The sequence below is a fragment of the Streptomyces sp. NPDC054863 genome, from assembly GCF_053610825.1.
Map to the genome: position 1 here is coordinate 1 of NZ_JBSGZD010000249.1, position 11893 is coordinate 11893.

The 11893-nt window shown below is 67.7% G+C and carries 8 protein-coding genes and 5 pseudogenes; 6 read left to right on the forward strand and 7 right to left on the reverse strand.

Translation table 11 applies throughout. The features are described 5' to 3' along the window. Positions 1 to 1255: 1255 nt before the first annotated feature. Positions 1256 to 1852, reverse strand: a complete 597-nt coding sequence (locus ACWGIG_RS30390) for a DUF2165 domain-containing protein (protein ID WP_453324901.1) — start codon at positions 1850 to 1852, stop codon at positions 1256 to 1258. A gap of 347 nt (positions 1853 to 2199) precedes the next feature. On the opposite strand from ACWGIG_RS30390, the gene ACWGIG_RS30395 reads away from it, so the two are divergent. Both ACWGIG_RS30395 and ACWGIG_RS30400 read left to right on the forward strand, forming a co-directional pair. Next, entirely contained in the window at positions 2200 to 2334 is a 135-nt protein-coding gene (locus ACWGIG_RS30395) for a hypothetical protein (RefSeq protein ID WP_453324902.1), read from the forward strand. A gap of 102 nt (positions 2335 to 2436) precedes the next feature. After that, complete coding sequence (locus ACWGIG_RS30400; RefSeq protein ID WP_453324903.1) at positions 2437 to 2661, forward strand: cold-shock protein; 225 nt, start codon at positions 2437 to 2439, stop codon at positions 2659 to 2661. 190 nt (positions 2662 to 2851) lie between these two features. Here ACWGIG_RS30400 and ACWGIG_RS30405 read toward each other — a convergent pair whose 3' ends face one another. From ACWGIG_RS30405 to ACWGIG_RS30415, 3 genes and pseudogenes are all read right to left on the reverse strand, one after another. After that, positions 2852 to 3601: a VOC family protein gene (locus tag ACWGIG_RS30405; RefSeq protein WP_453324904.1), complete on the reverse strand. Its 750-nt coding sequence runs from the start codon at positions 3599 to 3601 to the stop codon at positions 2852 to 2854. An 820-nt stretch (positions 3602 to 4421) separates the two neighbouring features. Continuing rightward, positions 4422 to 5900: an MFS transporter gene (locus ACWGIG_RS30410; RefSeq protein WP_453324905.1), complete on the reverse strand. Its 1479-nt coding sequence runs from the start codon at positions 5898 to 5900 to the stop codon at positions 4422 to 4424. A 374-nt stretch (positions 5901 to 6274) separates the two neighbouring features. Then, positions 6275 to 6619, reverse strand: a pseudogene (locus tag ACWGIG_RS30415) (transposase); the annotation flags it as partial. A 284-nt stretch (positions 6620 to 6903) separates the two neighbouring features. Here ACWGIG_RS30415 and ACWGIG_RS30420 point away from each other — a divergent pair. Then, positions 6904 to 7768, forward strand: a pseudogene (locus ACWGIG_RS30420) (IS5 family transposase). A gap of 304 nt (positions 7769 to 8072) precedes the next feature. Here the strand turns inward: ACWGIG_RS30420 and ACWGIG_RS30425 are convergent. Beyond that, positions 8073 to 8951 carry an immunity 49 family protein gene (locus tag ACWGIG_RS30425; protein ID WP_453324906.1) on the reverse strand — a complete coding sequence of 293 codons (879 nt, stop codon included), beginning with the start codon at positions 8949 to 8951 and terminating at the stop codon, positions 8073 to 8075. Between the two features lie 695 nt (positions 8952 to 9646). Here ACWGIG_RS30425 and ACWGIG_RS30430 point away from each other — a divergent pair. Continuing rightward, complete coding sequence (locus ACWGIG_RS30430) at positions 9647 to 10057, forward strand: hypothetical protein (RefSeq protein ID WP_453324907.1); 411 nt, start codon at positions 9647 to 9649, stop codon at positions 10055 to 10057. Between the two features lie 246 nt (positions 10058 to 10303). Here the strand turns inward: ACWGIG_RS30430 and ACWGIG_RS30435 are convergent, their stop codons facing one another. Then, entirely contained in the window at positions 10304 to 10873 is a 570-nt protein-coding gene (locus ACWGIG_RS30435; protein ID WP_453324908.1) for a DUF6191 domain-containing protein, read from the reverse strand. 140 nt (positions 10874 to 11013) lie between these two features. Here ACWGIG_RS30435 and ACWGIG_RS30440 point away from each other — a divergent pair. After that, positions 11014 to 11199: pseudogene (locus ACWGIG_RS30440) on the forward strand (IS630 family transposase); the annotation flags it as partial. Here the strand turns inward: ACWGIG_RS30440 and ACWGIG_RS30445 are convergent. Beyond that, positions 11173 to 11454 (reverse strand): annotated as a pseudogene (locus ACWGIG_RS30445) (transposase family protein); the annotation flags it as partial. The pseudogenes ACWGIG_RS30440 and ACWGIG_RS30445 overlap by 27 nt on opposite strands. A 258-nt stretch (positions 11455 to 11712) precedes the next feature. Between ACWGIG_RS30445 and ACWGIG_RS30450 the strand changes: the two are divergent. Next, positions 11713 to 11893: pseudogene (locus tag ACWGIG_RS30450) on the forward strand (arginine deiminase-related protein); the annotation flags it as partial.

Consider the following 11893-nt stretch of genomic DNA (forward strand, 5'->3'; position numbering starts at 1 on the left):
CTCCGTGGCCCTGCGGTGCCGGAGTCCGCTCCGCGTCCTCCGACGCAACCGGCTACGCCGGTTGCTGTCCAGCGCTCCGCGCTGGCAACTCCCCTACTCCGTAGTGGAGTTGGGCCCGCTGCGCGGGCGGCTGGCTACGGGGAGGGGTGGCCGGTTTCGTTGCTCTCCGTTGTGTCCGGGCGCGGGAAGGCTTTGCAGCCTTCCGAGGTGTCGGTTCCCTTCTTCAGTGGTTTGAGTGTGCGTCAAAGTCAGTCCCCGGGTTGTGTATGGAATCTGGGCTCACCCCTGGTGATGCCCCGTCAGGCGTGCGTCATTTCGCCAGCTCGCTCCTTTGTCCGCTCGCTGCACACCACTACCCCGAGCGTTCCTGAGTGGCACGCCATTCGTGCCTGTTCGCCGGCCTGGATTCCGCCGAGGTGGGTTGTCAGGATTGCGCACGGGGTCCATCACGGGATGTGACCTGTGTAGGCGGTGGCACAGTGCTGAGGCGGTGTCAGGTGTGTGTGTGTGGGGGGGGTGGGGCGGGAGTTGGCGAGGGTGGCGTTTGCACTGCTCTTGGAGGAGGGTACGACGGTCGAGCGGCCCGACCCCGACGGTGGCGGTGGCGAGCACGCCCCGCCCCCACCCCCGCCCCGCCACTGCGCATCGCGGGCTGACACCCCTCCCTCAGCGACAGCAGCGCTGGACCGAACACCGCTACAACGGCGTTCTCCGTGGCCCCCCTTCAGACCTGACCGCCGTACGACCCACCGAGAACCGGGGGATGAGCACGTACCGAGTTCACCACCCCCCGGTCCCGGCCCCAGTCACATCTCATAGTTGGCCGGAAAGATCCCGTGGTGGGTCCGATGGCGGGTCGGACGCACACTGCGGTCGGTTCCGTGGTGGGCCGGACGCACACTCCCGGCAGACGGACCAACCACGAACTCCCTGCACGTGGCCCGATGACCGCGCCCGACGACAACACCGGCCACCCCCGGTGACCACTCCCCACGGCCACCACAACCATCCGATGGCCACCGACCGGACACCGGCCCGGCCACGATCAGCGGCCACCGGACACCGGTCACGGCCACCGGAAACGGTCAGCGGCCAGACGTTCCGGACCACACCGACCGGCCACCCTTCGGCGGACTCCACCCGGCCGGCCCCCGCTCCGTCCACCAGCAACCCCACACCAGCACAGGACCGATCCCTCCCCCAACCCCCTCCTTCACGCCGCAGACACGTGGACCACTCAGCAACCCCCTCGGCCTCAGGTCCGTGCCGTATCTGCCTGGCAGATCCCGGGCAGGTGCACGACGAGGAGCGTGAAGACAGCCAGTGCGACGTTGCGGGCCGCAGGGTCCAGACCGTTCCAGTCGGACGACTGCCACATGGCGAACCACTCGCCGCCGATGGCGAGGAAGCCCATCCCGAAGAGCAATAGCATCATGACCAGGCCTACGGTGCTGGCCGCGCGGGCGCGATCGTACGCGTCGCGGCGCAGCCCCGTGATCCAGAACCAGGTAGCGGTGAGGAGGACGGACGCGGTCAGCGTCTCCCAGGCGATGACGGCGACGTAGGCGGCGTTCTGAACGGCGGGGGATTCGACTGCCCGCCACATCAGGTCAGGGTCCTTAAACGTGGTGTCCATGCTCAGGACGTGCTGGACGAACTGCTGGTTGGTCCCGAAATCCGTGATGTTCCCGAAAGCGACCAGGGTCATACAGAGCGCGACGGCCGCCGTCAGCGCGGTCGCCGCGACGGGCGGCGCGCCCAGCCGGAGGAACCAGTTCCGCGGGGCGGCCGGGTCCGTTCCCGAGGAATGGGACCCGGAGCCGGGGCTGGTCGGTCGATGAGCCTGTGCCATGTATGTGCCCTCCCTCGTCGTCCCGCGGGCAGTTGGACCACGGGTCGTACTTGTCCCTTGTCACGTGCGCGGGCCTTCCAGCCGTCCTTCTTGGTGACAACTATCGTGCTTCGGCACAACGGATCGGTAGGCGAGCGATCCGGCAGAACGGGCGGCAGGGGGAGGTCCGGGAGGGTGCTGCGGACAGAATGCTGGCGGTCGCGGTGCGGTCGTACGCCGCGTTCGCGGTGCACATGCGCTTCGATGACGGCATGGCCGAAGACATCCTGCCTGTCCTGGTCCGGAGGTCTCGCCAGCGAAGGCCGTCTGCCGGTGCGGGACGGTCGCAGACCAGGGAGTCGTCACGGTTGCCGACGATCTCGATGTCGTTGTCCATGGCGGACTGGAAGCGGAGGTCGGGCTTGGTGAGCAAGGCGAAGATCATGTTCTTCGGCCTGCGGTTCCGGGCGAGCCGGGTGGAGACCATGCCGAAGTACGGGTAGCCGCCCCCTGTCCCTGTTTCCCTCAGTGCCTGACGCTGCCGCGAATCTTGATAGCCCCGTCCTCCTGTGCTCGGTAGCTTCAGAGCTCGTAGGGTTCCGGTCATGGTGACTGCGACAGTTCGCTGGTGGAGCGATGAAGAGGGATGGGGTGTGCTCGACTCGCCCGAGACTCCCGGCGGCTGCTTCGGCCATTACTCCAACATTCAGATGACTGGCTTCCGTGCATTGGCATCCGGGCAGCAAGTGAACCTCACGTGGGAAGCCCCCGGCTTCAAACAAGACGGTTACGACTACCGTGCCGTGCGCATCGTGCCCTTGCCTGCCTGAGCGCCTGACACCGCCACCTTGAGATACGTCGCGTGCCCCTCCCCCCCTGGCCGGTGCGCCCGTTACGGGGCCCTGAGCACGATCACCCCGACGAGTCGGCGGCCATCCCAGAGACCCACGGCACGGCCGCCGAGGCCGAGCACCAAACATCCCCACATGGGTGGGGAGCAGGGCCCCTGCTGCCGGTGTGTTAGGGCTTGTCCGGGAGAACAGCGTCCAGGGGGCGGAGTTCCAAGCCCGCGACGGATGTCGAGGGCGGAGCGCCCTCGGCCAGGAGCAGCGTGGTGATCGCGTCGGCTGGTCCGGGCGTGAAGTGCACTTCCCCGCCAGGCAACGGCACCACGTTCCTCGCCCGGTCGGCCGGGATGCCGAGAACCTTCCCCAACCACATGGCGGATGCTGCCGGTTCGGGTGTTTCAATGACGAAGCCGGCCAGGTCGTGCGGCCCGCGCGCGACCCGCCCCGCGCTGTACCGCTCGAGTACGACCTGCCGGTCCGGGGTGTACGTGATGAAGAACGGGGCCCATCCGGGGGCATCCTGCAGCACGGCTTCGGTGAACGACACCGGTGAGCCTTCACGGGTGAAGACATGCAGGTCCACCTTGTGCCCGGCGCGGCGGAGCCGCTCCGTGGTGGCGTTCACGTCCGTCACGTGCGCGGCGAAATTGAGTGCGCCTCCGCCCGCGGCGAGCAGTACGTCGACGTGCGGCATCCATGCGGTCATGGCCTGGCCGAAGGGCGAGTGGGTGAACTCGGCGCGGTCCACCACGGTGAGGATCTCGACATAGCGGGCGTCGAGCCGCCAGGCGCCGTTCCGGAAGCCCAGATACGGCGGGTTGGCGTGGGCCGGAAGGCCGGCCGCGGTGTACGCCTCGGTGGCCGACTCGACATCAGGGACGCAGTGCAGAAGATGGTCGAACTCCGGTGATTCGGACCGCATTTCACACTCCTGGAGGATTCCGTGGATAGGGATCATGCCACCGGCAGTGTGCCTTGCCACAGCATCGGAAGCCGATAGCAGAAAACCCCGGAGGAAGTCGACGACCCCGGTGATGGGCTGAGGTGGGATTGAGGCGGAGACCGGCATCCGGCAGACCCCTCGGACAGCCCCTCAAGCCCGGCGGGGAGCCGGGGGATCTTTTTTTCCGGTCGGCCTCCACCGCCAGGAAACATCCCCCGCACACGCGCGGAGCAGGAAACCGGGCCTGTCTCCGCATCCACCTCGTGGACCACCGCTCCCCCACGTGCGCGGGAAGCAGCACGCCTGTTACCGGCGCACGATCCGGGTGCCGGACAACACCTCTGCCCGACAGGCAAAGGCCGGTGTCGCTCTCCCGATAGCGTGCACCACCGCCAGCCACACCAGCAACCACCCCACCTCCACCTCCCCACCCGGCAGCAAACCCGCCACCAGCAGCCAAGAACAGAACCTTCCTAATGCGCGATTTGCCCGATCCGGCGAAAGTGCTCAAGAACCACCACCCCCAGCCATAAAGCCGCAGCTCAGGAAGACTGCTCCCCGCACACGCGGGGATGTTCCGCTCAGCGGCCTCACCCGCGCGGACCTCGAAGGCTGCTCCCCGCACACGCGGGGATGTTCCCTCGGACCACTTGGCCAAGCGGCGTCAGCAGGTCATGCCGGAGCCGACACCGAGTTCCTGCGGCAGGTGCTCCCAGGCGATCCCGTAGCGGAGCGCGAACGGGATGCCCTGGAACACCATCCGATCCGGAGTGGTCCAACGACCTCGGAGATCACTTCATCAGGGTTTCTCAGGCGCCTTGGCCATGGCCGCGACCAGCGCTGCAAGGAACAGGACGCCCGCCGACCACCAGGCCGCGACGGTAAAGCCGTGCACCATACCCTCCCCCGGGCCCCGGCTTCGGGACGGGTGGGCGTCGATGTAGCGGGTGGCGGCGGACGACGCGACCGTGTTCAACAGGACGGTGCCCAGGGAGCCGCCGATCTGCTGGAAGGTGGAGACGGTCGCGGACGTCACTCCGGCGTCCTTCGAGGCGACCCCGGCGGTCGCCGTCGCGTAGACCGGCATGAACGTCAGTCCCATGCCCAGGCCGAGCAGCACCAGCGCGGGCAGCACCCCGGTGGTGTAGGCGGAGTTCGTACTCAGGCGGGTCAGGAGCAGCATGCCGACGGCCGCGAGGAGCATGCCAGGGGCCATCAGGTTACGGGGAGCGGTGTGGGGCAGGAGCCGGGCGGCGATCTGCGTCGCGCCGATGACGATCGTGACGGACATCGGCAGGAACGCCAGTCCGGTCCGTACGGGGGAATAGTCGAGGATGGCCTGGAGGTAGTAGGTCAGGAACAGGAAGGCGCCAAACATGGCGACGGTGGCCAGGCCCATCGTCGCAAGCGCCGCCGCACGGGTTCTGTCCCTGACGATGTGCAGCGGCAGCATTGGATGCTTGGCGTAGGACTGCCACCACACGAAGACGCAGAGCAGGACCACACCGGCCGCGAACAGGGTCAGGACCAACGGGTCGGCCCAGCCAGCGGATTCGGCATCGCTGGAGCCGTACACGATCGCCACGAGCCCGCCGGAGGCGAGCAGCGCGCCGGGGACGTCGAGGCGCACCCCGCGCCGGCCGGGGCTGTCCTTGAGGAGGGCCAGCGCGCCGCCGAGGGCGGCCAGCGCGATGGGGACGTTGACGTACAGGCACCAGCGCCAGGTCGCGTACTCGGTGAGCAGGCCGCCCACCAGCAGCCCGATGGCGCTGCCACCCCCGGCGAGCGCGCCGTAGATCCCGAACGCTCTGCCGCGCTCGGCGGGGTCGGTGAACGTCGTCGTCAGCAGCGATAGTGCGGAGGGGGCCAGGACGGCGGCGCAGGCCCCTTGCAGGGCCCGCGCCGCGAACAGCGTCCCAGGGCCGTCGGCCGCACCGCCGAGCGCGGAGGCGGCGGCAAATCCGACCAGGCCGATCATGAAGGTGCGTTTGCGGCCGACCAGATCGGCGATCCGGCCGCCGAGGAGGAGCAGGCCGCCGAAGGCCAGGGAGTACGCGGTGATCACCCACTGCCGGTTCGCATCCGACATGCCCAGTCCGTTCTGGACGGAGGGCAGGGCGATGTTCACGATCGTGCCGTCGAGAATCACCATGAGCTGGGCGCCAGCGATGACGGCGAGGGCCCACCACCGCTTCGGATCGGGCAACTCGGCCGCGTTCGCGGTGGTATGGGAGACCGGCGTGGGAACGGTGTCCCCGGGGGAGGACTTCTTGGTCAAGGCGATCACATTCTGTGTCGGAGGTGTAGGAGCAGACGCGCGGTCCTACACCCCGGGACGCGACACAAGGGATCGCGAGAGCAGCGGACACCGCCATGGGGTGCCGCAAGGGAAGGGGGAGAGTCCTACCGCGCGCCGAACGGGGGCACACGGCCGGGGGCAACTATGGCCGCAACGCTCGTTGTGCAGTTCCAGTCCATGTTTCCCACCTCCTCCCGGCCGGGCACGCGGTACGTATCGACGCCGAACGCGCCGAACGGTGCGGCGGGGCCCCCGCCGCACATGACCTCCGACAGAGTAGGTCAGCCAGCCGGGGACGCAAACGGATTAACCCAGCGCGGTACGGGCTCCTCACGCTTCGACAAGCGAAGATCGCGCCGTGCCCAACGGACATGGGAGCCGTCCATGGCGCAGTCGTCCAGGTCCAGCGAGTCCGCGCGGCGCAGTTCGGCCAGCAGGGCGGCGTGCAGGCGTGGCCAGACGCCGGCCTCGGACCAGTCCCGCAGCCGGCGCCAGGCCGTGACTCCGGAGCAACCCACGGTCTCGGCCGGGACGTCGCGCCGGCCGACGCCGGCCTGCAGGACGTACAAGATGCCGGCGAGAGCCACCCGGTCCGGAACGCGAAGCCGCCCGGGATACCGGCGGCGCCGTTCGGGAGCGGGCGGCAGCAGCGTGGCCACCCGCTCCCACAGGTCGTCAGGAACAAGATCAGCACGCACCCGGACACCCTGCCGACCAAGGTCGGCAAGTGCAAGACCCACAGCTCAACTCATCCTGAAACGGTCAACAAGCGGACGTTTAGCGCCTATTCATGGATTTTTGACCTGATATCTGCACCGGAGAGAGTGGAGCAACAGAGGTCAGCGGGATCCCTGGTGGAGAAGTCACGCTTTCGTGGGCTTCTTCGCCTTGCTGCTCCCGTTTCATCCCAACACGTCGTGTGGTGCGCCGTGTGCTTCGGGCGCCGGTCTGAGCGCCCGGGGCCGCTGGGTAGTCCCGGAGCGTGTCTGAACGCCGCCGTTACCCCAGTGATCCGTCCGATGCCCGGTGGGAGCTGGTCGAGCCGGTCGTGACCGCTTGGCGGGCCGAACGCCGAGGCCGCGGACTGGACATCGGCCGGCCGCCTGACCACGACCTGCGCGCCCTGCTGGACGCGGTTCTCTACGTGAACCGCACAGGGATCCCATGGCGCTACCTGTCGCACGACTCCCCGCACTGGAACACCGTCTACGCCTACTTCGCCCGCTGGCAGGAGGAGGGCGTCCTCGACCAGCTCAACAGCCTCCTGCGGCGCCAAGTCCGCAGGCAGGCAGGCCGAGAGGAGGAACCGACCGCCTGCGTCATCGACTCCCGGAGCATCAAGACCTCCACCAACGTGCCCGCAACCGGGCAGGGCGTCGATGCCGGCAAAAAGATCGCCGGACGGAAGCGGAGCATCGTCATCGACATCGTCGGGCTCCTCCTCGGAGTGCTGGTCACCGCCGCGAGCGTGCAGGACTCGACCGCCGGCCAGACCCTCATCCAGAAGGTGGCTCCAGACCCTCATCCAGAAGGTGGCTGCCGACCATCCCACCGTCCGCAAGAGCTGGGCCGACGGCGGCTACCGCCAGCACCTCGTCGAACACGCCGCCACCCTCGGCATCGGCATGCACATCGTCCGCCGCGACCCCACCACCAGGGGCTTCACCGTCCTGCCCCGCCGCTGGACCGTCGAACGCACGCTGGGCTGGCTCATGAACCACCGCCGCCCGGCCCGCGACCACGAAGTACACCCGCACCGCTCCGAAGCCATGATCCACCTCGCGATGATCAACCTCATGATCCGCAGGCTCACCACAGAATCCACCCCCACATGGCAGGGAGCCTGAATCACTACAGACCTCGCAATTAGGGATGAAACAACGGGATGAAACGCCCACTGAGAAGTGGTGTCGCACGTATCGACAACTCGTAGGAGAGACCAGCGAGTTCGCCTCAGCCGACGCTACCCGCACATCCGGAGCCGAGCCCTTCATGACGATGCACACCGTCATCATCCTCCTGGCGGCAGCCTTCATCGGACTGATCGCGGGACGCACACGCCTTTCGCTGGCTTGACGAACGTGTCACCCCAGGGTCTCTGCGTGCCGGACCCCGAAGGCACGTCGGGGAGTGAATGCTGGAGTGGTGCTCTCAGGCCGCCGGCTCATTTCTCAGCGAGGAGTGGGACAGGTAGGCGGAGTGGAGGTGCAGCGTCCACCCGTGCACCTGGGCCGCCAGGGCGGTCAGAGCGATGGTTTGGTGCGGAAAGAGGCTGCGGGGCGCCGCATCGGGGGGTGTGCTGTCCCGGTGGTGGGCAAGACGGTCCGCCAGCGCCTGTTCGAAGGCCGGCTGGTCGTCCGTCAGGAGGACACGGAGCAGTTGCTGGTCCGGTGTCAGGGCATCAAGCGCGTCTAGCCGCTGTATTCCGTCGCGTCGTACGTCGGTATCCGGCTTGCACATGGTCACGGAGGGCCAGTCCCGAGGCAGGTGCCCTTGGGCTTTGGTCAGGTAGGAGGTCAGGATGTTCATTTCGGTCAGTTCCGCCGGGTCCGACACTGCTTCCAGTTTCGAGTACGGCACTCCCTGGCGGATCTCGGCTGCGTTTTCACGCAGCGTCAGTCCGATGGGGCGCTCCTGGTCCCAGACCAGGCCGCTGATGACGCTGTGCGCGAAGGTGTCCAGCCAGTCCCTCGCTGTGGGCGCGCGGCTGACCACGGCCTGGAAGTACTCGATCTCGCTGGTGAGGACCTCGTCGATGAGGGGAAAGCAGATCTCTTGATCTCCGTTGGGGAAGCAGCCGATGGCCAGCAGTCCGAGGGAGCACTCCGCCACGGTACGCAGGACGAGTCGTGATGAGGCGTCTTCCAGCTGGGGATCCGTCACGGTGCGGGCTGCGAGGTGATCGAGGAGGTCGTCGCGGATCGCCCGCAATTCTTCATCGCGGCACTCTTTGTACTGCAAGGCGTGAACGCGGTGGTAGGTCCGCCTGTACAGGTCGTCGAGGGCTTGCTCGATCTGCTGCTCGTTCACGTCATGGTGGATCATCATGCACGTCATCCTGACAGCCGCTACTGACATCAGTGCTGCTCAGCCACCACGCCAAGGGTGCGGAGAGTGCTCGCGGCCTCGGTTTCTTTGGCTCGCGCCCGCCGGATGCGGGCCCCACCAGGAGGAGCGCGGCGTGAGTGCGGTGAGGAAGGAGTTGTACGCCCGGCGGCAGGAGCAGGGCAGTCGGCGGTTCCAGTGCGACGCGACCGCCGTACGGACGCGGCGCGGGGTGCGGTCGTATGCGCTGCTGGACGGGATCGGTGACACCCTGCTGGTGCGGGAGTGGACGCGGGGAACGCCCGCTTCCTTGCCGAGGCCGGGATCGAGCACGGCGAGGCGTACGGGGTGCTGCGGACCGTGTCCGCGGTATGCGCGATCAAGTCCTGCGTGCCGTTGCGCGATTCGGCGTCCAGTTCATCGCGGGGTGCGCGGGCGATGGAACCGGTACTCCTGGACTTACCTAGCGAGTGTCTCCGCTCAACGGGTGGGGCTGCAGGGCCGGGAGCGTGGGAACGGACAACGCGGCTGACGCGCGTGCAGACCCCCGGCCGGACGAAACTCCGTAGACACGACCTGGCGGTGGCCGTGGGCTGTTGATTGACTTCTTCCGACGGAGGACGGCCGACCCCCCTGGCCGTCCGGGCATCGCCCATGCTCGTCCGAGGAGAGGAAGAGCAATGCGCAAGTTCTTGATGGTCATGGTCGTGGCCTTGATGGCGGCCACCGGTATCGCCGCACCGGCGCAAGCCGCCCCCGTGGACAGGTCCTTCAGCATGGCCTACGGCAACAGCACCGCCTCTGGAAAAGTTCACTTCACCGACGGTTACACCGCCAGCGTGTCCGGCATCCTCCACGCCGCGAGCTCCCCCCGCCAGCTCTGCGCGCAGGGGATGAACGGCAGCACGTCGACGGGCTACCCCCTTTGCAGCGCTTGGATCAACGAAGGGGAGAACGCGCCCCTCAGCGGACCGCTGCGGATCCCGAAGCCGGGCGGCGTCCAGCGGGTCACCGTCACGATGTTGGGCGCATACAACGAGATGCTTGTCTGGGTGGTCTGTACCCGCGACGTGTGTACCCGGAAAAGCTGAGCCGGCCACTCCGACGGCGGTCAGCCCTACCGGATGGCGGGCCCCGGACATCACGCCCGCGACACCGCCCCTCCCATCAGCCTGTTCCTGACAGCGTGATCAACGAGTTTGCTGGGGCCCCGGGGCAGGGACTGGCGCGGTGGCCATCGCCGGTTTGACTGCATCTCCCACGACCGGAGACCGGCCCATCTCTAGCAACTCAACTGTTGCTGATGGAGGGCCCGTCGCAACGGAGAGAAGACCGGCTCAGGCCGACCGACCATGCCGATCGATACGGGCCGTCCCGGCATCAAGATCGATCCCGGTCTTCTCGGGTGCACCGTCCTGTTCGTCATCCCGGAGGTCCTGCGTGATACGACGTTGTTCCAACTGGACCCGCTTGCCGGGGAGATCAGCGCATGAAGTTCCTCGGCGGCCGTCGCGCCCACGCCCCGGGCTCCCAGATCTCGTTCGCCGAAGCGGCCGGGCAGCCAGCCCTGCCGTTGAGTCTTCTGTCCCAACTTCCGCAAGGCAGCCAACAAGAACAGCGGAATCACGATGATCAGCACTACGAAGGGGCTTGTCAGTAAGCGCAGCGTGCGCAGACAACGCATGGCGAGACCTGCACGTTCCATCCACAAGATCGTTCTCTGCACCGTCTACCGGAGCACCTACGACAAACGCCAAGCCCCACAACTCACAACCAGCGAGAGACCGCAGCGCCCCTTCGAGGTCGGCGTCGTTGTGGACCCGCCCGAGATCAGCGGTGACGCCGCCCTGCTGGACGGTGACCCGACGGGCGTCGTCGACCAGCCGGTGCACTGTGATCACGCTCATGCCCCCAGCCTGACCCGCACCCCCCCACTCCCGCACTCCGGCACCGGCCCTGCGGACCACCACTGTCCTGCACCGCCGGGCCTGAGGGCCGGTTGCCGCTGACGGCCGATGCCCGGAGGCAGGATGGAACGATGGAGATCGTCGAAGGCGTCTGGTCCCTGATCCGCCGCGCGGGTCAGAACAACATCGAGTTCACCGACCCGGACCACCTCATGCACGTCCTGCGGCGGACTCTCCGAGAGGTCCAATACCGCAGCGACATCATCGATGGGTGCCTCGCAGCGACCGGCCTCAACCTCACGACAACCAGCCCGAAAGCTCAGTAACTCTTTGACCACTTCCTTGACCTGACTGGTCAGGCGGGCCGTGCGGCGCTGATATCGCTCCAGGACTCCGGGCACCTGCTCGCGGAAAGTATGGCGGCAGCCACATGTCGGACACACCGTGCGCCGCACCCGGACGCGGACCACCACCCGCCGGCCGTCGACCGGTACGTCGGCCACCATCCGCCAGTGAAAGCCGTGGACGCGACCCGACGGTGCCCCGCACACCGGGCAGACCGCGGTCTCACCGGCGACTCTGCGTCACCACCGTAAGTGAGACAGTGCCGTTAACTTGACACACCCGTCACTGCCTGGATCCCAAGTGCGTACGAGAAGGCCCATGCCGAAGCGCTTGCTCGTACCGGGCTGAGGAACGGCGGGCTCCGTACCGGGCTCGGCACGGTTCACGAGGGCGTACATGGTGGTCGGCTCGCCGACCTCCTCTCCCCCGCTACTCCCCTCGCGGAGCTGACCACGTCCGATCCGGAGACCGGGACAGTCCTGCACGATGGCTGGCCCGAGGCCGTGGAAGGCCTGACGCGGCAGCTGCGCGAGCGGGGCTTCGAGCCGATCGGGATGGATCTGTCCGCGCTGCTCAGGGGGGCGGGAGCGTCAGGTGCTGCACCCTGGAAATCCGTGACAGCGCCTGGGGCCGACGGGGCCGACCGGACGATGTGAGGCGGGGCCGGGTGACAAC

Coding starts and splice junctions, on each gene's coding strand:
- ACWGIG_RS30390 (WP_453324901.1), bottom strand. CDS start 1,852: ATGGCACAGGCTCATCGACCGACCAGCCCCGGCTCCGGGTCCCATTCC.
- ACWGIG_RS30400 (WP_453324903.1), top strand. CDS start 2,437: ATGGTGACTGCGACAGTTCGCTGGTGGAGCGATGAAGAGGGATGGGGT.
- ACWGIG_RS30405 (WP_453324904.1), bottom strand. CDS start 3,601: ATGCGGTCCGAATCACCGGAGTTCGACCATCTTCTGCACTGCGTCCCT.
- ACWGIG_RS30430 (WP_453324907.1), top strand. CDS start 9,647: ATGCGCAAGTTCTTGATGGTCATGGTCGTGGCCTTGATGGCGGCCACC.
- ACWGIG_RS30435 (WP_453324908.1), bottom strand. CDS start 10,873: ATGAGCGTGATCACAGTGCACCGGCTGGTCGACGACGCCCGTCGGGTC.